The following is a 20,492-nucleotide window of genomic DNA, read 5'->3' on the forward strand; positions in this document are numbered from 1 at the left end:
CCGGTTCGACCGCGCTGGACGGGGGCACCCGCGGGGCGGCGGCGTTGCTGAGCCCCGGCTGGCTGCCGGCACCGGTGGTCGTCGCGCTGGCCGAGCAGTCCGCGGCGATGCTGGCGGCGGAGGTCGAGCCGGCGGCGGACGCGCCGATCGAGGAGGGGGCACCGGCCCTGAGGGCGCATGCGCCGACCCGTCTGTCCGGCGGCGTGACCGCTGCCAGGAGTCCGTCTCGGCAGGACGCCGCACGCCGGTCCAGGCGAACCCTGCTCATCGGGGCGGTCGGTGGCACGGCCGGTATTGCGCTCGGCGGCGGTGCGACGTGGCTGGCGACTGACGAGGAGCCTCCGCCGCCCACCACCGCTGAGCGACTGGCAGCGGCCGGCCACTCCCGCCGTCGGCTCGCCGGCGCTCCGCCCACCCCGTTGTGGCGCCATGACCTGACCGGCGGGCCACCGGCACACCCCCCGCTCATCTGGGCGGGCAAGGTAGCCGTCGTCGCGAACGATACGGCCGTCATCGGAGTCGACCTCCATACGGGCAAGCGACTCTGGGCGCAGGACCAAGTCCGGCCCAAGGGACGGCTTCTGCCCGTCGGTAAGGATTCGATCCTGGTCCCGGGCGACGACGGACTCGCCGCCCTGTCCGCCGGTACCGGCGACGTCCAGTGGCGGCCGAAGAGCTTCCGGCGGGGTGGCCGCACCCCGTACGCCGCACTGCTGGCGGCCGAAGGCGGGACCGTCTGGCTCGCGGCGGGCGGCCAGGGGAGCGGCTCAGCCGACGACGGTGTCGTGATCGCCTACGACCTGACCGGGCGGAAGGAACTCTGGCGCAGTCCTCTGCCCGGCGGCTTCGACGAGGGGTATCTGACGCGGGACGCCCTCGTCGTGCGGGGCGACACGTTCCAGGCATTCGACCGGGAGCGAGGGACGCGGCGGTGGAAGAGGTCGTACGAGGGCGTGACCGGCGGACGACCGGTTGCCACCGACGGCCGCAGCACTCTCATCGCCGCTGTCAGCACCACCCTGCGCGGATACGGCCTGGCGCACGGTGGCGGCCCCGCGTGGAGTGTGCGGGCCAAGGGCGAGGCCGGATCCGGGCATACCGCTGACTTCGGTGCTCCGGTCGTGCACGACGACGTCGTGTACGCCACCGACGGGGGCTACGCGGTCCACGCTCTCTCCACGACCACTGGAGAGGTGCGATGGCAGCGCACCTACGCCTTCGCGATGAAGACGCTGTCCGGGGCCCGCACACCCGACACGGCGGTGGATCCGTCCGGGCGCACGGTGCTCACGGCGAATGACGTGGAAGTCGACGCCTTCGACGCGGAGGACGGCGCGCTGCGGTGGCGCTTCATGGACCTCGGCGCCGCGGCGGACAAGGGGTCCGTCGTGGCGCGGCGCAGGGTGGCCGTAACGGACGACCTGGCCGTCGTCGTCAGCGGGAGAAGCGTCTACGCCTTGCCGTTGAGCTGAGCCAGGGCGCCAGGGGAGGAGTGAATGGAACCGCAGCGAGAGGCCGAACCGACCCGGCTCGGCCCGTACCGCGTCATCGGCACGCTGGACGCCGGTGGGCACGCCGACGACGCGCGCCGGCGTATCGTCCGGGACGAGCGCACCGGCCGCACGGCCGTGCTGATGCTGCCGCACAAAACCCTCTCCGACGACTCCGGATACCGGGTGCGGTTCCGGTCGGAGGCCGAGAACTCCCGGCGTCTGACCGGGCCTTGGGCGGCTCCCGTGATCGATGTCGCCGGGCCCGACGCGGATCTCCCCTGGGCCGCGTATGCCTGCTTCCCCGCCCTGCCGCTTCCCGCCGCGCTGGCTGCCTGCGGCGGCCCCCTTCCCGAACCCACGGTGCGCGCGCTCGGCGCCGTCCTCGCTCACGCCCTCGCGCACTGGCACGCCAGCGGCCTCGTGCACGCCGGGATATCGCCACAGGCCACGCTCCTCATGGCCGACGGGCCCCGGCTGACCGGATACGGACTGGTGCGAGCGGCGACGCCGCACGGCCCGGACCACGGCGCGCCGCTCCGGGTCGACGCCTTCAGCCTGCCGCCGGAACAGCGAGCGGGTGAACGGCCCAGCCCGGCCGGGGACGTCTACGCACTGGGCGCCGTGCTCTGCTACGCCGCGACAGGCCGCCCGGACGTGGCCGAGCAGACGCGCGCGGCACTGCCGGAAGCGCTGAGAGAGCTGCTCGCGGCCTGTCTCGCCCAAGAGCCCGGGCAGCGGCCCCGGCCGGACGCGCTGGCCCGCGAGCTCCGGGCGGCATCGGCCTCCGAAGCGGTCGGCCGTCTGCCCGACACCGTGGCGACGGCCCTTGCCAGGCAGGCCGCCGCGTATCCGGCAGAGGTCCCCGTGAGGCCCCCCGCGCCCGTCGAGGAGAAGGCTGCCACCGCGCCGCCGGGTCGTTCCCGGCGCGCCCTGGTCGTCGGTGGCCTCTGTGGAGCGGTCGGCCTCGCGCTCGGGGCGGGCGGAGTGGCCGGTTGGCGGGCGGTCGGCGAGGGTGCGGGATCCCGCGCGTCCGACCGGCGAGGCATCGCGCCCGCTCCGCTGTGGCGCCACGACATCGGGAGCGAGCCACAGCAGACACCGCTGCTCTGGCGCGGCAGGACCGCCCTTGTCTCGAGCACCGACGCCGTGACCGCGCTGAATCTCCGAACCGGCAAGAAGATCTGGTCGCGCGACGATCTCTATCCCATGTCCGCCCTCACATTGCTCGACAACGGGACATTCGTCTCTCCGGACACCTCGGCCTTTTCCGTTGTCTCGCTCGCCACGGGCCGTATCAAGGGGGTGGAGCGGCGGTACGACGGAGTGGACGGCCCGGCGATCTACCAATTCCTCGGGGCCGTCGGGGACATCTGCTGGTTCCTGACCAGAAGGTATGGCAGTGGGGGAGCGGAGAGCGGGGACCATGCGGTGGTCTGCTACGACTCCGTGCGGCGCAAGGAGATATGGCGCACGCCGCTTCCCGCTCCCTATCGGGGAGACGGCACGACCACCGCGCTGTGGCTCGGCACCATGCTGTTGCTGCCGAGTCAGAGGGACGACGCCGACGAGGACGCCTCCTCGTACCTGGCACTCGACCGCCGTAGCGGCCGGAAGTTGTGGACCCGAAAGTTCCCCGGGATGAAGGACGAGAGCGCCAAGCAGCGTCTGGTGGCTCCGGGAGATCTCCTGGTCTCCTGCGACGACCATGTGCTGAGGGCGTACCACATCGCCGGCGGCGAAGAACGCTGGCGGACCGCGACCAAGGGCAGGGTGTCCGGCACTCCGGCCGCTCAGGGGCGGTCGGTCTACGCCACCGATTCCCGCGCCACCACCTATGCGGTCGATGCGCGCAGCGGCAGGCCGCGTTGGCGGCACGGAAGTGCCGCTCCCCTGCAGTCCTCGTGGACGAGGGGCGACACCGCGATCAGCCACTCGGGCGCCACGGTCTTCCAGGTGACCGATGCGGAGATCGAGGCCCTGGACGCGGCGGACGGTTCGCTGCGGTGGCGGTCGGCGCTCGCCGGAAGCGGCCAACAAGCCGCGGTCCCGGGCCAGGTCGTGGGCGTCGCACCCGGAATCGTCCTCGTTCTGAACGGCACCATCCTCTACGCATTGCCAGTGGACTGATACGGATACCGATGGTCTCTCCTCTCACCCACGACGATCCGCAAGCCCTCGGTTCGTACACTCTTCTCGCCCGGCTCGGCGGCGGCGGAATGGGCACCGTCTATCTCGGCCGCTCGCCCAGGGGACGGATGGTCGCCCTCAAGACCGTGCATACCCAGTACGCCGGGCAGGCCGAATTCCGGGCCCGGTTCCAACTGGAGACCGACGCGGCACGCGTCATCGGCGGACAGTACGGCGCACAGGTCATCGACGCCGATCCCCTTGCCCCGACCCCCTGGCTCGCCACCGAGTACGTCCTCGGCCCGCCGCTGGACGACGCGGTCGCGCTCTGTGGCGCCCTGCCCGAAGGGGCCGTAAGGGCGCTGGGAGCCGCCCTGTGCGACGCACTCGCTCAACTCCACCGGTCCGATGTGGTCCACCGCGACCTCAAACCCTCCAACATCCTGCTGACCGCCCTCGGCCCCAAGGTCATCGACTTCGGCATCGCCCGTGCGGCGGGCGACGACCGGCTGACGCGTACGGGCGCGGCGGCCGGAACGCCCGCCTATATGTCGCCGGAACAGGTGGCCGGTGGTGAACACGCCTCCGCGGGCGATGTGTTCGCCCTCGCTGGTGTGCTGGTCTTCGCGGCCACCGGCCGCCCGCCCTTCGGCAGCGGACAGCCCGCGGATCTGCTCTACCGGGTGCGGTACGCCGAGCCCGACCTGTCCGGGGTGCCGGAGGGGCTGAGGGCGACGCTGGAGCTGTGTCTCGCCAAGAATCCCGGAGCGCGGCCCGGCACGCTGGAGCTGGGAGAGCGGCTCCGCGCGGGTACCGATCACGTCGGTGACCTGCGGCGGTTCGCGGACCATCTGCCGGCCCCGGTCCTCGCGGAGATCGCCCGGCGCTGTACGGCCGTATGGGAGGTCCAGCCCGGCAGGCTCCCGGCTCCCCGGGCAGAGCCCCGTACCGAAACCGCGGGGCCGCGGCGGGTGGGAGCCGCACTCTCCCGGCGGAAGCTGATCGCGGCGGTGGGCGGCGGTGCGCTTGTGGTCGGCGGGGCGGCCGGGGCTTGGGCCTGGTTCGGGCCGGACGGGTCCGAGGGCGGTACGGCCGCGACGCCCCGCTCCACCAGGCGCCCTGCCGGTGCGGGACCACGTCTGGCGTGGAAGATATCGGTCCCCGGGGCGGCCACGGACGTCAAGTCCCTGATTGTCGGCGACCATGTCGTGATCGTCCACGACAACGGGTTCCTCTGCGTTGACGCGAAGACGGGCGAAAAGCGGGGCGAGAGCGACCGGACCGTCCCCGTCGTCATCGACGGGGACCGGCTCCTCGCCTGTGAGGCGGACGACCGGGGCGGCGCCACCACGATCGCTCCCGTCAACCTCGAGACGGGCAACCTCCAAACCCCGATCGCTCGCACCGGCTCCTTGGGCCTCGAACCGAAACTTCTCGCCGTGATGGACGGCACCTTGTTCGCCGAGGGATACGCGAAAGGTGGCGAGAAGCGGCTCGCCATCAGTCTGCGCACCGGGAAACGGCTGTGGAGCCGAGCCATCGCCTCGGCTACCAGCGACCCCATCGCCGCGGTACCCGCCGGTGCCTCACTCCTGCGCTTCTCGGGGGAGGAGGCCATCTCCATCGACCCGCGCGACGGGGACCAGCGCTGGTCGAAGCGGATTCCGCTCGGATCGGACGCGGTGATCGCCCTGGACCGGTGCTTCGCCCTCACCGAAGACCACCTGTTCACCGGTGGGCGGGAGCTTCTCGCACTGCGCACCGCCGACGGCGCGGCCGCATGGCGGTTCGGCGCCGAACGGACATCCGCGGAGGGCTACGACCCGAGCATGGAGCACTACGGGCCGCCGGTCGTCAAGGACGGTGTGGTCTACAGCGTCGAGCGGAGGAACGGCCTCATCGCCCTGGACGCGAAGAGCGGGCGGCTGCTGTGGCAGGAGAGGGCGGCAGCGGACCAGACGACCGCCTCCGAAGCCTATGAATCCACCCCGGTCGTGGGCGAGAAGTACTTCTACGGCTCGCCGGAGAAGGACCGATGGGCCAGGGCTGTCGACCTCCGCACCCATCGCACGGCGTGGACCTTCCAGGGCCCTTCCGGTGACAAGGACGGCGTATCCGCCTCCGTGCTGCGGGCGCACCGCCGCGCGGGCCTGGTCGTCATCACCAGTGGCAAGACCGTATGCGCCATCCCGCTGGAATGACCTGGCACTCGGTCCGTCCGGCCGGCCGGCCCGCGGCCTCGTTGATCCCGACCAGCCCCCATCGACCAGGAGACCCTTCGTCATGAAACCCCTCGGCACCGGCGATCCGCTGCGCCTGGGCCCGTACCGCCTCATCGGCGTTCTGGGTGCGGGCGGCATGGGCCAGGTCTACCTCGGGCGGGACGGGCAGGGCCGGACGGCCGCCGTGAAGGTACTGCGACCCGAAGTGGCGCACGACCCCCACATGGCCCAGCGTTTCGTGCGTGAGGCGCACGCGGCCCAGGCCGTGCGGGGCGACGGCGTGGCGCGGGTGCTCGCGGCGCAGACCGAGGGCGGACGGCTGTGGATCGCCACGGAGTTCCTCGCCGGGCCCACGCTCGACCAGGCCGTCGAGCGGTACGGCGCCCTGGAGGAGCCCGCCGTAAGGGCGTTGGGAGCCGCGCTCGTCCGCACGCTCCACGACATCCAAGGTGCCGGGCTGGTGCACCGCGACCTCAAACCGTCCAACATCGTGCTGACCTCCCGCGGCCCGAGGATCATCGACTTCGGGATCGCCCGGCCCGAGCACGGGCTGACCCTGACCACCACGGGTCAGACCGTCGCCACCCCCGGCTACGCCGCGCCCGAGCAGGTCCTGGGGCAGCGGACCGGCCCCGCGGGTGATGTGTTCTCCCTCGGGGTGGTCCTCGCCTACGCGGCGGGCGGACGGCCGGTGTACGAGGGCGGCCATGTGGCCGCCGTGCAGTACCAGGTGGTGCACGGTGACCCGGAGCTGGGCTCGGTGCCCGGCGCGCTGCGGCCTCTGGTCGAGCCCTGTCTGTCCAAGGATCCCCGGGGCCGCCCCGGTCTCGACTGGCTCGGCCGGGCGCTGGCGCCGCCCCGGGGCGCGGACCGCGCCTGGAAGAGCGGACCGCTCGCGCAGGACATCGCACGGCGCGAGGCGGATGTCCGGCGCATGGCCGCCCTGCCCGGCGACCGTACGGGTCCCTCCCGGCGGCGGCTCATCGGCACTATTGCCGCGGGCGGCACCGTGCTCGCGGCGGGTGGTGGAGGCGTCGCGTGGTGGCTGCTGCGCGGCGATGAGGCGGAGGCCGGTGGGCGGCCCTGGGAAGCCGAGCCGCTGTCGCGCTATGACGAAGGAACGGCCCCGCAGCCGCTGTGGGGTCCGGTCCGTGTCGCAGAGACGTCCGACACCGACCTGCCCGCTCCGCTGCCCGTCCACGACCTCGTGGTCGTCGCCACCCCGAGCGGTGCTCTGCGCGCGTACGACGTGCGGAGGGGGGAGCGGCGGTGGACCTCCGAACGAACTGCCGCCACCACCACCCGCATGCTCGCCGCATCCGACGACGTCATCCTTACGGCTGACACCGAGGGGGCGCTGCTCGCGCTGGACACCAAGGACGGCAGAAAGCGGTGGTCGGCGCAGGGTGCCGACGCGGCGGTGCTGCTCGGTGCCGACGAGAGCGCGGCGTACGTCGCCACACGCGGCGGTGGGATCCGCGCCGTAGACCTCACCTCGCACAGCACACTGTGGACGGTCCCGGCGCCCGTAAGGACGTCCGCCAAGGCACCGGCCGAAGCGGCGGTCGCCGAGGGCCGCCTGGTCATCCATGATTCGGACGGCAGTGTGGCCGCTCTCGACACCCGCACGGGCAGGACCGCCTGGGGCCCGCACGAGCAGGGGCCCACCACCGCACTCGCCCCTGTCGTCGCGGACGGCGTCGCGTACCTCGGCGGGAAGAGCCTGAGGGCACTCGCCTTGGTGAGCGGTGAGGAGAAGTGGGCCCGCGCCGGGCAGGGCGGGAGTGGTTGGAGCGCGCCGGCCGTTCGGAAGGGCGTTGTGTACGCCGTGGACGGAAGCGACCTCTCGGCGCGGCGGGCGGATGACGGGGCGGAGATGTGGACGCTGCCGTTCGCGGCCGACGACCGTCCCCTTGACGCCCCAGTCGCCGAGGGTGGCACTGTGTGGGCGGCCGTCGACATGCGCGGGGACCAGGGAGTGGTGGCGGTCGATGTTCGCAGCGGAAGCGTCGCTTGGCCGTACGCCCCGGGGGCCGAGGGAGGCTGGCGGCTCGCGGCAGCCGGGAACCGCGTGTTCGCACTGGAGTCCGGCACCCTGACCGCCATGCCCGTCTTCTAGCCCCAACGCCGTTCAGTTAGGGCTGGCTGGGTGGTGTCAAGGGTCGGTTGTGAGCATGTTGATGCTGATGGTGGCCTTGTAGGTGGTGCGGTCGATGGCGGGTCCGCGTGCGTTGTACTTGGAGATCGTCCGTTTGACGATGCGGTCTTTTGTGCGGACCCGCCGCTGTGGCAGGAGCTGGGCCAGCACGTGGCGGCCGATGACTCCGACCAGGTCGATAACGGTGTCGGCGATGACGCCGGCGGCCAGGATGATCTGGTCGCGGGCCGCGGACAGTGCGATGGTGAAACCCGCCCGGTCCGGGTCGGTGCCCGGGACGCTGTCGGTGGCATCCGTCATCGCGGTCCGCAGCGCCTGGTAGGCGACCAGCAGGGCCCAGACCTCCTGCTCGGTCCCAGCGGGGGTGCGGGCGCGCAGGACCCGGCCGCCCAGGACCGTGGATTTCAGCTCCGCGTAGGCCGTCTCGATCTCCCAGCGTTCGTGGTAGAGCCGGATGAGTTCGGCGGCCGGGCGCGCCGACGGATCGGTGAGAGTGGTCAGCAGCCGGTAGCGACCAGTGCGGGCACCGGCAGAAGTGACGATGCTGATCTCGGCGTCGATGACCCGCACGGTCAGCGCGCCCACCCGGGCCAGGAACGAGCCGTCGCCGCAGCGGGCCACTGGTGGCAGCCTCCGACCGGCCTTGCACCGCACCAGCAGGTGTGCGCCGGTGGCCGCGAAGCGGTTCAGCAGATCGGCGGCGGCGAAGTTCCGGTCACCCAGCAGCAGCATCCCGGCGCGCAGATCACCCGCCGGCCGGCCCGTGTACTCCAGCTCGCCGGTGGTGGCCGGGCCGAACACCGCCCCGATCACCGCCCGGGTCCCGCAGGCCACCAGCGCCGCCAGCCGGATTTGCGGATAGCCCCCGGCCCCGTTGTTGCACCGCTGCTTGGCGAACACCGTGAGGTTCGCCGGGGTGTCCGGCACCGGCAGCAGCGTGCCGTCGACCGTGGCCACCAGCAGCCCGCGCCAGCGCGTGGCGGTCGCGGTCGTGGCCACCGGGCCGCGCATCAGGTCGAACAGCGCCCTCATGGGCGCCGCCCCCAGTCGCCGGCGGGCCTGTCGCAACGCGCTGCCGCTCGGTCTGGCGGGCGCCAGGCCGCCAGACCGGCGCACAGCCGGTCAAAGACCTGCCGATACCCCAGCTCGGCGAACAACGCCCCGGCCAACAGCAGATACACCGCGACACGCGCCGGCACCAGCCGGACCCGCCGCTGCACCGCCCTGGTCGCCGCCAGCACCTCATCGACCATCTCGAACGGCACGACCCGGCTCAGCTCGCCGATATGACCCGGCGCGAACACACCGTTCGCTACCCCGACCGTCCGCGCTATGGCAGCCTGTTCCAACAGCGGAGCTCCCGTGGTGAGGATGTCTTGGAGTGACAGACTTCTTCTACGGCAGCTCCGCTGCTCTGCCTACCAGCCTTGACAAACACCCCCACGCCTAACTGAACGGCGTTGGTACCAGTACTGCTGCCCCCACCCCACCAGCGCCCCCGCCCACCCCCCGCCAAGAGCCCCCGCCCACCCCCCGCCAAGACGCTGGTACTCTGTGTGCTGGCCGTTTGCGTACGCGTCCCCGGAGGCCCCGAGTCTCGGGAGACAGCGCCCAGCGGACCCCGCCTCCCGAGTCACGGAAGATCCCCTGAGACAACGACCAGGGGCACTCGGCGGCTGATACGAAAGCAAGGAGTACCGAGTGTCGCTCGACGCCGCTACCAAGAAGCAGATCATGACCGAGTTCGCCACCAAGGAGGGCGACACCGGCTCCCCCGAGGTCCAGGTCGCGCTGCTCACGCGCCGCATCTCCGACCTCACCGAGCACCTCAAGACCCACAAGCACGACCACCACTCCCGCCGTGGTCTGCTGCTCCTGGTCGGCCAGCGCCGCCGGCTGCTCCAGTACCTGGCGAAGAAGGACATCACGCGCTTCCGTGCGCTGGTCGAGCGCCTGGGCATCCGCCGGGGTGCGGCGGGCGCCAAGTAAGACGCCAAGGAGGGAGCGGTTCCCGCTATGGGGGCCGCTCCCTTTGCCGTACACGGCGTCGTACGGTTTCAGCCAAAGGTGACCCGTACGGCCATCGCACCGGTGCGTAGCGTGCTCGCTACGTACCGTAGGGACCGGAGAGCACAGCCGTCGTGATGACGGCCGAAGCTTTGTAGTCTGGTCCCAACAACGCCATAACGAACGAGGAGGAGCGCCTCATTCCCGCCGCACCGGCGCCACAGGAGCCGGTCCTCGGTAGTGGCTCCCGGAACTGGCAATTCCGGTGGCTTCGATCGAAGACCGGCCCGGCCGCCGGCCCGCAAGGCCAGGGGCGCTGCTCCACCACCGTCCCCCGTCACACGGACGAGGGACGCAGAAGAGGAGATTTCCCTGGTGGAGAACGAGACCCACTACGCCGAAGCTGTCATCGACAACGGCACCTTCGGCACCCGCACCATCCGTTTCGAGACGGGCCGCCTGGCCCGTCAGGCCGCCGGTTCGGCCGTGGCCTACCTGGACGACGACACCATGGTGCTGTCGGCCACCACCGTTTCCAAGAACCCCAAGGACCAGCTCGACTTCTTCCCGCTCACGGTGGACGTCGAGGAGCGGATGTACGCGGCGGGGCGCATCCCCGGCTCGTTCTTCCGCCGTGAGGGCCGCCCCTCCGAGGACGCGATCCTCACCTGCCGTCTGATCGACCGCCCGCTGCGCCCGTCCTTCAAGAAGGGCCTGCGCAACGAGATCCAGGTCGTCGAGACGGTCATGGCGCTCAACCCCGACCACCTCTACGACGTGGTCGCGATCAACGCCGCCTCCTGCTCCACGCAGCTTGCCGGGCTGCCCTTCTCCGGCCCCATCGGCGGTACCCGCGTCGCCCTGATCAAGGGCCAGTGGGTGGCCTTCCCGACCCACTCCGAGCTGGAGGAGGCCGTCTTCGACATGGTCGTCGCCGGCCGGGTGCTGGAAGACGGCGATGTCGCGATCATGATGGTCGAGGCCGAGGCCACCGACAAGACCATCCAGTTGGTCAAGGACGGCGCCGAGGCTCCCACCGAGGAGATCGTCGCCGCCGGCCTGGAGGCGTCCAAGCCCTTCATCAAGGTCCTGTGCAAGGCGCAGGCGGACCTCGCCGCCAAGGCCGCCAAGCCGACCGCCGAGTTCCCGATCTTCCTCGACTTCCAGGACGACATCCTGGAGGCGCTGACCGCCGCCGTCCGCGACGAGCTGGCCCAGGCGCTGACCATCGCGGGCAAGCAGGAGCGCGAGACCGAGCTGGACCGGGTCAAGGGCCTGGCCGCCGAGAAGCTGCTGCCGCAGTTCGAGGGGCGCGAGAAGGAGATCTCCGCCGCGTACCGCGCGCTGACCAAGACCCTGGTGCGCGAGCGCGTCATCAAGGAGAAGAAGCGCATCGACGGCCGCGGCGTCACGGACATCCGTACGCTCGCCGCCGAGGTCGAGGCGATTCCGCGGGTCCACGGCTCGGCGCTGTTCGAGCGCGGCGAGACCCAGATCCTGGGCGTCACCACGCTGAACATGCTCCGCATGGAGCAGCAGCTCGACACCCTCGCGCCCGAGACGCGCAAGCGCTACATGCACAACTACAACTTCCCGCCGTACTCCACCGGTGAGACCGGCCGCGTCGGCTCCCCCAAGCGCCGCGAGATCGGCCACGGCGCCCTGGCCGAGCGCGCGCTGCTGCCGGTGCTGCCGACGCGCGAGGAGTTCCCGTACGCCATCCGCCAGGTCTCCGAGGCGCTCGGCTCCAACGGCTCGACCTCCATGGGGTCGGTCTGCGCCTCGACGATGTCGCTGCTCAACGCCGGTGTGCCGCTGAAGGCCCCGGTCGCGGGCATCGCCATGGGCCTGATCTCCCAGGAGATCGACGGCGAGACCCACTACGTCACCCTCACCGACATCCTCGGTGCGGAGGACGCGTTCGGCGACATGGACTTCAAGGTCGCCGGCACCAAGCAGTTCGTCACCGCGCTCCAGCTCGACACCAAGCTGGACGGCATTCCGGCGTCCGTGCTGGCCGCGGCCCTCAAGCAGGCCCGCGACGCCCGGCTGCACATCCTCGATGTGATGAACGAGGCCATCGACGTCCCGGACGAGATGTCCCCCAACGCGCCGCGGATCATCACCGTGAAGATCCCGGTCGACAAGATCGGTGAGGTCATCGGCCCCAAGGGCAAGATGATCAACCAGATCCAGGAGGACACCGGCGCCGACATCACGATCGAGGACGACGGCACCATCTACATCGGTGCCGCCGACGGCCCGGCCGCCGAGGCCGCCCGCGCGACCATCAACGGCATCGCCAACCCGACCATGCCGGAGGTCGGCGAGCGCTACCTGGGCACGGTCGTGAAGACCACCACCTTCGGTGCCTTCGTCTCCCTGCTCCCGGGCAAGGACGGCCTGCTGCACATCTCGCAGATCCGCAAGCTGGCCGGTGGCAAGCGCGTGGAGAACGTCGAGGACGTGCTGAAGGTCGGCGCCAAGGTCCAGGTCGAGATCGCCGAGATCGACCAGCGCGGCAAGCTCTCCCTCATCCCGGTCCTCGAGGACGAAGCGGGCTCGGACGCGGATGCGGACGAGGCGAGCGCCGAAGCGCAGCCCCAGACGAAGGACGAAGCCACCAAGTGACGTCCCGCGACGACGAGACGACGGCCCGCACCTCCTCGGAGGCGCGGGCCGTCGCCCGTACCCAAACGCTTCTCGAGGGCGAGAACGGCATCGGCACGGTCCGCAGGACGACCCTCCCCGGGGGCTTGCGCGTCGTCACCGAGACCCTCCCGTCCGTGCGCTCGGCGACCTTCGGCATCTGGGCGCATGTCGGCTCGCGCGACGAGACCCCGACACTCGGCGGCGCCACCCACTATCTGGAACATCTGCTCTTCAAGGGCACCCGGCGGCGCAGCGCGCTGGACATCTCCGCCGCCATCGACGAGGTCGGCGGCGAGATGAACGCGTTCACCGCCAAGGAGTACACCTGCTACTACGCGCGGGTGCTCGACACCGATCTGCCGCTGGCCATCGATGTCGTCTGCGACATGCTGACCGGCTCGGTGATCGGCGCGGCGGACGTGGACGCGGAGCGCGGTGTCGTCCTCGAAGAGATCGCGATGACCGAGGACGACCCGGGCGACTGTGTGCACGACCTGTTCGCCCACACCATGCTCGGCGACACCCCGCTCGGCCGCCCGGTCCTGGGCACCGTCGACACCGTCAACGCCCTGGGCCGCGACCAGATCGCCCGCTTCTACCGGAAGCACTACGACCCGACGCATCTGGTCGTCGCCGCCGCGGGCAATGTGGACCACGACGACGTCGTACGCCAGGTGCACGCGGCGTTCGACGGGGCGGGCGCCCTGTCCCGCACCGACGCGGTCCCGGTCGCCCCGCGCTCCGGCATCCGTGCGATCCGTACGGCGGGCAAGGTCGGGCTGCTGAACCGCAAGACCGAGCAGGCCCATGTCGTTCTCGGCATGCCGGGCATCCCGCGCACCGACGACCGCCGCTGGGCGCTCGGGGTGCTCAACACCGCGCTCGGCGGCGGTATGAGCTCCCGGCTCTTCCAGGAGGTCCGGGAGAAGCGCGGGCTCGCCTACAGCGTCTACTCCTACACCTCCAGCTTCGCCGACTGCGGACTCTTCGGCGTCTATGCCGGCTGCCGGCCGAACCAGGTGCACGACGTCCTCAAGATCTGCCGCGACGAGCTCACCCAGGTCGCGGAGAACGGCCTGAGCGACGAGGAGCTGCGGCGCGCCGTCGGCCAGCTCGCCGGCTCCACCGTGCTGGGCCTGGAGGACACCGGCGCGCTGATGAACCGGATCGGCAAGAGCGAGCTGTGCTGGGGCGAGCAGATGTCGGTGGACGACATGCTCGAGCGGATCGCGGCGGTCACCCCGGACGAGGTGCGCGAGGTGGCGCGCGATGTACTGGGACAGCGTCCTTCGCTGTCCGTCATCGGCCCGCTGAAGGACAAGCAGGCGGCCCGGCTGGACGAGGCCGTCGCCTAGCCCGTGCCGAAGCCTCCCGGATCGAAGGAAACAGGATCGATGAGCAAGCTGCGTGTGGCCGTCCTCGGCGCCAAGGGCCGGATCGGCGCCGAGGCCGTACGAGCCGTGGCGGCCGCCGAGGACCTGGAGCTGGTCGCCGCGCTGGGGCGGGGCGACGGGCTCGAGACGCTGGTCGAGGCGGGTGCCGAGGTGGCGGTCGAGCTGACCGAACCGGCGTCGGTGATGGACAACCTCGAGTTCTGCGTCCGCCATGGCATCCACGGCGTCGTCGGCACCACCGGCTGGACGGACGAGCGCCTGGCGCGGCTGGAAGGCTGGCTCGACGCCTCGCCGACCACCGGCGTGCTCATCGCGCCGAACTTCTCCATCGGTGCCGTGCTGACCATGCGGTTCGCCCGCCAGGCCGCCCGGTTCTTCGAATCGGTCGAGGTCATCGAGCTGCACCACCCCAACAAGGTGGACGCTCCCTCCGGCACGGCCGCGCGCACCGCCCAGCTCATCGCCGAGGCCCGGCGGGAGGCCGGCTGCGCCCCGCAGCCGGACGCCACCACCACGGCGCTCGACGGCGCGCGGGGCGCCGACGTGGACGGGGTGCCGGTGCACTCGGTGCGGCTGCGCGGGCTCCTCGCCCATCAGGAGGTCCTGCTGGGTGGTGAGGGCGAGACGCTCACCATCCGCCATGACTCCACCCACCACAGCAGCTTCATGCCCGGCATCCTGCTCGGCGTCCGCCGCGTGGTGACCGCCCCCGGCCTGACCTTCGGCCTGGAACACTTCCTGGATCTGGACTGAGGGCACAGCGGTGCGCGCAAAGATCACGTATTTCGTTCTCGCGGCCGTCCTGGTCGTCTACTTCGTGCTGGTCGGCGACCGCGGGGTGCTGCTGATCCGGGAGGGCACCCCGGTCACGATCGCCTTCGGTCTGGCGGTGCTGGTGATGCCGCTCATCGGTGTGTGGTTCCTGTGGCAGACCACGCAGTTCGCGCGGAGCGCGGACCAGCTCGCCCGGGAACTGGAGGCGGAGGGCGGCCTTCCGGTCGACGAGCTGGTACGGACGCCCGGCGGGCGGATCGACCGGGACTCGGCGGACGCCGTCTTCGCCAAGCGCCGGGCCGAGACGGAGCAGTCGCCGGACGACTGGCGGTCCTGGTTCCGGCTCGCCGTGGCGTACCACGACGCCCGGGACACCGCGCGCGCCCGTAAGGCGATGCAGCGCGCCATCGCCCTGCACGACGGCAAGCCGGTACGGGCGGCCGGGGGCTGACCCCGGGGCCGCCCGCGGCGGTACGTCAGCGGTTGGGCGCCCGCGGTACGGCTCAGAGGTGGGCGCCCGCGGCGGTACGGCTCAGAGGTGGGCGCCCGCGGTACGGCTCAGCGGTGGGCGGCGGCCCAGCCCTCGATCGCGTCGGCGGCCCGCTCGAAGCTCTCCGCATGGCCCAGGAAGTCGGCGCCATGGGTGGTGAACATGATCTCCGGCGCTCCGCCGCGCACCGGTTCCAGCAGCACCGCCTGGCCCTGGACGGTCCGCGGCAGGCCCAGCCACTGGACCGGCTGCTGGACCGTGCGTATCGCGGCGATGTCCTGCCAGCGCACGGTGGTGCCGCGGAGGAGGCCGATCCGGCGCAGCCCCTGGGCGCTCACCTCGACGCCGATGCGCACCAGCCTTACGGCTGTCACGATCATCAGTGCCCCGACGGCGGCGCAGATGCCCGCCGCGGGCAGCGATCCCGCCATCGCGATGATCATGGCGGAGAAGAGGACGTACGAGGCGAGCAGAAGCAGCAGAGCGGCGCCCCCGACCCTCCAGGGCCCCGGTCGGTAAGGACGGCGCCAGCGGTCCCGGTCTTCGTAGCCGAGCGGGTCCGCTCCGGCCGCCGCGTCGTCATCGTGGGCGCGGTCGGCGGTCAGGAAGGGCAGGGGCACGGAAGGTCCTCACTCACACACATGTCCGGATGGGCCTGTGCTGGGTGAGGCTATCCCAGCGCCGGTCAGCGTCCGTCGGACGCCTCGGGCTGCTGGATCTGGTGAGTGGGATGCGACTGGCTGTCGAGGGCGGGCATCCCGAACATCAGCGAGCCGATGAACCCCGCGACGATCGTGAGTCCGATCAGAGTCCGCCCCGCTATCTGGGACGGTGTGGCGCGGGGGCGGGGCGGTGGGGTGACATTGCTGCGGAAACGGTCGGCTTCGGCGACGAAGGCGAACGGCACGGGCTCTCGCCGGCGGAACATCTGCGGGCTCTCCTTGGAACCTCGAACGTGAGTACTTCAATGTGTAGGACGCGTGAATGGGCGATTGGGTGCCCTGATCCGTCCACTTTCTGTCAAAAAGTTTGGCGGAGCGGGGCTGTCGGTGGTGGCCCGTAAGCTGGGCGCCGCCCCGAGCGATGCACCACGGAAGGACCCCGCGTGACCGAGATCCCCGCCGAGACCGAGAAGGCCGGCTTCCGCAGCGATGTGACCGTCGAGCTGGTCAAGCACAGCGCCGCCGACTCCGATGTGCTGTGGGCCGCGCGGGTGTCGACCGCGGGCGAGCAGTCCCTCGAGGAGATCACCAAGGACCCGGAGCGCTCCAAGGGGCTGATCAACTTCCTGATGCGGGACCGCCATGGCAGCCCGTTCGAGCACAACTCGATGACCTTCTTCATCAGCGCCCCGATCTTCGTCTTCCGCGAGTTCATGCGGCACCGCGTGGGCTGGTCGTACAACGAGGAGTCCGGTCGCTACCGCCGACTGGAGCCGGTGTTCTACGTGCCGGGGGAGGCGCGCAAGCTGGTCCAGCAGGGCCGCCCGGGGAAGTACGAGTTCGTCGAGGGCACCGCGGCGCAGCATGAGCTGACCGGCCGGGTGATGGAGGACGCGTACCGCCATGCGTACGAGGCGTACCAGGAGATGCTGGCCGCCGGAGTGGCCCGCGAGGTGGCCCGCTCGGTGCTCCCGGTCGGCCTGTTCTCCTCGATGTACGCGACCTGCAACGCCCGCTCGCTGATGCACTTCCTCGGCCTGCGCACCCAGCATGAGCAGGCCGCGGTGCCCTCGTTCCCGCAGCGGGAGATCGAGATGGTGGGCGAGAAGATGGAGGCGGCCTGGTCGGGGCTGATGCCGCTCACCCACGCGGCCTTCAACGCCAACGGCCGAGTGGCCCCGTAGCCCGGGCCGGGCCCGCTCCCCGGACGGATCACCGGGCGAAGTGTCCGTATTGCGGCGTTTCGAGAAGTTCATCTAGGCTGAACAAACGGGCCCGGCACTGCTTGAACCCCCGAGCAGGCAGTGCCGGGTCCCATCTCTTCGCTCCGTCCGCCGCCCCGAGCGAGCGCCGTGGGGCGCGCTACGAGTAGCGTGGGCCCCATGGCACCGACATCCACATCGCAGACCCCTTTCGGGCGGGTGCTGACCGCCATGGTCACGCCATTCACCACTGACGGCGCGCTCGATCTCGACGGCGCCCAGCGGCTCGCCGTTCATCTGGTGGACGCAGGCAATGACGGCCTGATCCTCAATGGCACCACCGGCGAGTCCCCGACCACCAGCGATGCGGAGAAAGCCCAGCTCGTACGCGCTGTGGTGGAGGCGGTCGGGGACCGCGCCCACATCGTGGCCGGAGCCGGTACCAATGACACCCGGCACAGCGTCGAACTCGCCCGCGCGGCCGAGCAGGCCGGTGCCCACGGGCTGCTGGCGGTCACGCCGTACTACAGCAAGCCTCCGCAGGAGGGTCTCCTCCGGCACTTCACCGCCATCGCCGACGCCACCGACCTGCCGGTCATGCTCTACGACATCCCGGGCCGCAGCGGTGTCCCGATCGGCACCGAGACCATCGTCCGGCTCGCCGAGCATCCGCGCATCGTCGCCAACAAGGACGCCAAGGGCGACCTCGGACGCGCAAGCTGGGCCATCGCCCGCTCGCGCCTCGCCTGGTACTCCGGCGACGACATGCTGAACCTGCCGCTGCTGTCGGTCGGCGCGGTCGGCTTCGTCTCCGTGGTCGGCCACCTGGTCAGCCCCGAGCTGCGGGCGATGCTGGAGGCCCATCTCGCGGGCGACGTCGCGAAGGCAACGGAGATCCACCAGAAGCTGCTGCCGGTCTTCACCGGCATGTTCCGCACCCAGGGAGTGATCACGTCCAAGGCCGCGCTCGCCCTTCAGGGCCAGCCCGCCGGGCCGCTGCGCCTGCCCTTGGTCGAGCTGACCGCCGAGGAAACGGAACAGCTAAAGCGCGATCTCGCCGCGGGCGGGGTACAGCTCTAAGCAAAGAGGCGATTGGTCGCACCTTCATACTTCACAACTGCATACAGACACATCAGCAAGTGCACGAATGTCATGCGCGCCATGTGCCCAGGGGGCATGTGGCGCGTGTGGTGAGGAGAGTCTTTTGAGTCATCCGCATCCCGAGCTTGGCCCTCCGCCGAAGCTCCCCGAGGGCGGCCTGCGTGTCACCCCGCTCGGCGGCCTCGGTGAGATCGGCCGGAACATGACGGTCTTCGAGTACGGCGGCCGGCTGCTGATCGTCGACTGCGGGGTGCTCTTCCCCGAGGAGGAGCAGCCCGGAGTCGACCTGATCCTGCCGGACTTCACATCCATCCGGGACCGCCTCGACGACATCGACGGCATCGTCCTGACCCATGGGCACGAGGACCACATCGGCGGCGTCCCCTTCCTGCTGCGCGAGAAGCCCGACATCCCGCTGATCGGCTCCAAGCTGACCCTCGCCCTGATCGAGGCGAAGCTCCAGGAGCACCGGATCCGTCCGTACACCCTCGAGGTCGAGGAGGGGCACCGCGAGCGGATCGGCCCCTTCGAGTGCGAGTTCATCGCGGTCAACCACTCCATCCCGGACGCCCTCGCGGTCGCCATCCGCACCCCGGCCGGCATGGCCGTGCACACCGGCGACTTCAAGATGGACCAGTTGCCGCTGGACGGCCGCCTCACGGATCTGCCCGCCTTCGCCAAGCTCGGCGAGGAGGGCATCGACCTGCTCCTGGTGGACTCCACCAACGCCGAGGTCCCCGGGTTCGTACCGCCCGAGCGCGATATCTCCGGCGTACTGCGCCAGGTCTTCGGCAATGCGCAGAAGCGCATCATCGTCGCCAGCTTCGCCAGCCATGTGCACCGCATCCAGCAAATCCTCGACGCGGCGCATGAGTACGGACGCAGGGTCGCCTTCGTCGGCCGCTCGATGGTCCGCAACATGGGCATCGCGCGCGACCTCGGCTATCTGCGGGTGCCGGCCGGTCTCGTGGTGGATGTGAAGACCCTCGACGACCTGCCGGACGACGAGGTGGTGCTCGTCTGCACGGGCTCCCAGGGCGAGCCGATGGCCGCGCTGTCCCGGATGGCCAACCGCGATCACCAGATCCGGATCGTCCAGGGCGACACGGTGATCCTGGCCTCGTCGCTGATCCCCGGCAATGAGAACGCGGTCTACCGGGTCATCAACGGGTTGACGCGATGGGGCGCCACGGTCGTCCACAAGGGCAACGCCAAGGTCCATGTCTCCGGCCATGCCTCGGCCGGCGAGCTGCTGTACTTCTACAACATCTGCAAGCCCAAGAACCTGATGCCGGTGCACGGCGAATGGCGCCATCTACGCGCCAACGCCGAGCTGGGCGCGTTGACCGGGGTTCCGAAGAACCGTTGCGTCATCGCCGAGGACGGTGTCGTGGTCGACCTTGTCGACGGCATCGCCAAGATCGTCGGCAAGGTGCAGGCGGGATACGTGTACGTGGACGGCCTCTCGGTCGGCGATGTCACGGAGTCCTCGCTCAAGGACCGCCGCATCCTCGGCGAGGAGGGCATCATCTCGATCTTCGTGGTCGTCGACAGTTCGACCGGCAAGGTCGTGGGTGGTCCGCATATCCACGCGAGGGGCTCCGGGATCGAGGACTCGGCCTTCACCGCGGTCATCCCGAAGATCGAGGACGCCCTGGTGAAGTCGGCATCCGACGGGGTCGTGGACGCGCATCAGCTCCAGCAGTTGGCACGTCGTGCGGTCGGTAAGTGGGTCTCCGACAGCTACCGACGGCGCCCGATGATCCTTCCTGTGGTCGTCGAGGTCTGACGTCCGGTCTGACACCTCCTCAGCACCACACCGGCGCTGAACACGTGGCGGGGCTCCTCGATTTGCATCGAGGAGCCCCGCTCCAGTACGTTTACGGCTCCGCCAGAGGGGAACCCGGAGGACTCAACGGTCACCGGAGGAGCCCACCGGCGGGGGTGGAAATCGACTCGGAGAAATTCTGATAAAGTCGGTGACACCGAAAGGGAAGGCCCTCCAACGGCCACCGGAAACGGAATTCGGACCGGAAACGGAACGGAAAAAGGATCTGGTAAGGTTGGAAACACCGAGGGGAAGCGCCCGGAGAGACCGGTGAAACGGTTTCGAAGGAAGCGTCCGTTCCTTGAGAACTCAACAGCGTGCCAAAAGTCAACGCCAGATATGTTGATACCCCGTCCATCTCGGACGAGGTTCCTTTGGAAAA

The 20,492-nt window shown here is 70.5% G+C and carries 16 protein-coding genes; 12 read left to right on the plus strand and 4 right to left on the minus strand.

Annotation, left to right across the window (positions count from 1 at the left end):
* From KN815_RS31340 to KN815_RS31355, 4 genes are all read left to right on the plus strand, one after another.
* Positions 1-1,472: outer membrane protein assembly factor BamB family protein (locus KN815_RS31340; protein WP_216345243.1), on the plus strand; the 1,472-nt coding region annotated here is incomplete at its 5' end.
* Positions 1,473-1,496: 24 nt separating this feature from the next.
* Positions 1,497-3,620: an outer membrane protein assembly factor BamB family protein gene (locus KN815_RS31345; protein WP_216345244.1), complete on the plus strand. Its 2,124-nt coding sequence runs from the start codon at positions 1,497-1,499 to the stop codon at positions 3,618-3,620.
* 11 nt (positions 3,621-3,631) lie between these two features.
* Complete coding sequence (locus KN815_RS31350; RefSeq protein WP_216345245.1) at positions 3,632-5,821, plus strand: serine/threonine-protein kinase; 2,190 nt, start codon at positions 3,632-3,634, stop codon at positions 5,819-5,821.
* Between the two features lie 82 nt (positions 5,822-5,903).
* Positions 5,904-7,961, plus strand: coding sequence for a serine/threonine-protein kinase (locus KN815_RS31355; protein ID WP_216345246.1), 2,058 nt, complete (start codon positions 5,904-5,906; stop codon positions 7,959-7,961).
* Positions 7,962-7,997: 36 nt separating this feature from the next.
* On the opposite strand, the gene KN815_RS31360 is transcribed toward KN815_RS31355, so the two are convergent.
* Both KN815_RS31360 and KN815_RS50875 read right to left on the minus strand, forming a co-directional pair.
* On the minus strand, positions 7,998-9,032 hold the full coding sequence (locus KN815_RS31360; protein ID WP_301184668.1) for an IS4 family transposase: 1,035 nt from the start codon (positions 9,030-9,032) through the stop codon (positions 7,998-8,000).
* A complete protein-coding gene (locus KN815_RS50875) occupies positions 9,029-9,349 on the minus strand; it encodes a transposase domain-containing protein (protein WP_253209352.1) in 321 nt (106 codons plus the stop codon). Before KN815_RS50875 ends, KN815_RS31360 begins: the two co-directional genes overlap by 4 nt.
* A 352-nt stretch (positions 9,350-9,701) precedes the next feature.
* Between KN815_RS50875 and rpsO the strand changes: the two genes are divergently transcribed.
* The 5 genes from rpsO (at position 9,702) to KN815_RS31385 (ending at position 15,278) form a co-directional block, all read left to right on the plus strand.
* The gene (rpsO, locus tag KN815_RS31365; RefSeq protein WP_020868053.1) at positions 9,702-9,989 is read left to right on the plus strand and encodes a 30S ribosomal protein S15; all 288 of its coding nucleotides are present in this window, start codon (positions 9,702-9,704) and stop codon (positions 9,987-9,989) included.
* A gap of 393 nt (positions 9,990-10,382) precedes the next feature.
* The gene (locus KN815_RS31370) at positions 10,383-12,638 is read left to right on the plus strand and encodes a polyribonucleotide nucleotidyltransferase (RefSeq protein ID WP_216345247.1); all 2,256 of its coding nucleotides are present in this window, start codon (positions 10,383-10,385) and stop codon (positions 12,636-12,638) included.
* The gene (locus KN815_RS31375) at positions 12,635-14,014 is read left to right on the plus strand and encodes a M16 family metallopeptidase (protein ID WP_208522232.1); all 1,380 of its coding nucleotides are present in this window, start codon (positions 12,635-12,637) and stop codon (positions 14,012-14,014) included. The genes KN815_RS31370 and KN815_RS31375 overlap by 4 nt, the downstream gene beginning before the upstream one ends.
* Positions 14,015-14,053: 39 nt before the next feature.
* Positions 14,054-14,806, plus strand: a complete 753-nt coding sequence (gene dapB / locus KN815_RS31380; protein WP_216345248.1) for a 4-hydroxy-tetrahydrodipicolinate reductase — start codon at positions 14,054-14,056, stop codon at positions 14,804-14,806.
* Positions 14,807-14,816: 10 nt separating this feature from the next.
* Positions 14,817-15,278, plus strand: coding sequence for a tetratricopeptide repeat protein (locus tag KN815_RS31385; protein ID WP_216345249.1), 462 nt, complete (start codon positions 14,817-14,819; stop codon positions 15,276-15,278).
* A 107-nt stretch (positions 15,279-15,385) separates the two neighbouring features.
* On the opposite strand, the gene KN815_RS31390 is transcribed toward KN815_RS31385, so the two are convergent.
* Entirely contained in the window at positions 15,386-15,937 is a 552-nt protein-coding gene (locus KN815_RS31390; RefSeq protein WP_216345250.1) for an SCO5741 family PH domain-containing membrane protein, read from the minus strand.
* A 65-nt stretch (positions 15,938-16,002) separates the two neighbouring features.
* Positions 16,003-16,245, minus strand: coding sequence for a hypothetical protein (locus tag KN815_RS31395; RefSeq protein WP_216345251.1), 243 nt, complete (start codon positions 16,243-16,245; stop codon positions 16,003-16,005).
* A gap of 177 nt (positions 16,246-16,422) precedes the next feature.
* On the opposite strand from KN815_RS31395, the gene thyX reads away from it, so the two are divergent.
* From thyX to KN815_RS31410, 3 genes are all read left to right on the plus strand, one after another.
* The gene (gene thyX, locus KN815_RS31400; protein ID WP_216345252.1) at positions 16,423-17,163 is read left to right on the plus strand and encodes an FAD-dependent thymidylate synthase; all 741 of its coding nucleotides are present in this window, start codon (positions 16,423-16,425) and stop codon (positions 17,161-17,163) included.
* Positions 17,164-17,361: 198 nt separating this feature from the next.
* Entirely contained in the window at positions 17,362-18,261 is a 900-nt protein-coding gene (dapA, locus tag KN815_RS31405) for a 4-hydroxy-tetrahydrodipicolinate synthase (protein WP_216345253.1), read from the plus strand.
* 124 nt (positions 18,262-18,385) lie between these two features.
* Positions 18,386-20,071: a ribonuclease J gene (locus tag KN815_RS31410; protein WP_216345254.1), complete on the plus strand. Its 1,686-nt coding sequence runs from the start codon at positions 18,386-18,388 to the stop codon at positions 20,069-20,071.
* The last annotated feature ends 421 nt before the right edge of the window (positions 20,072-20,492 follow it).

This window comes from Streptomyces niphimycinicus (genome assembly GCF_018883605.1).
Classification (GTDB): domain Bacteria; phylum Actinomycetota; class Actinomycetes; order Streptomycetales; family Streptomycetaceae; genus Streptomyces; species Streptomyces niphimycinicus.

Excerpts from the sequence above, each read along its gene's own strand:
- dapB (WP_216345248.1), top strand. The coding sequence starts at position 14,054 with ATGAGCAAGCTGCGTGTGGCCGTCCTCGGCGCCAAGGGCCGGATCGGC.
- KN815_RS31350 (WP_216345245.1), top strand. The coding sequence starts at position 3,632 with ATGGTCTCTCCTCTCACCCACGACGATCCGCAAGCCCTCGGTTCGTAC.
- KN815_RS31395 (WP_216345251.1), bottom strand. The coding sequence starts at position 16,245 with ATGTTCCGCCGGCGAGAGCCCGTGCCGTTCGCCTTCGTCGCCGAAGCC.
- KN815_RS31355 (WP_216345246.1), top strand. The coding sequence starts at position 5,904 with ATGAAACCCCTCGGCACCGGCGATCCGCTGCGCCTGGGCCCGTACCGC.
- KN815_RS31345 (WP_216345244.1), top strand. The coding sequence starts at position 1,497 with ATGGAACCGCAGCGAGAGGCCGAACCGACCCGGCTCGGCCCGTACCGC.
- dapA (WP_216345253.1), top strand. The coding sequence starts at position 17,362 with ATGGCACCGACATCCACATCGCAGACCCCTTTCGGGCGGGTGCTGACC.
- KN815_RS31360 (WP_301184668.1), bottom strand. The coding sequence starts at position 9,032 with ATGAGGGCGCTGTTCGACCTGATGCGCGGCCCGGTGGCCACGACCGCG.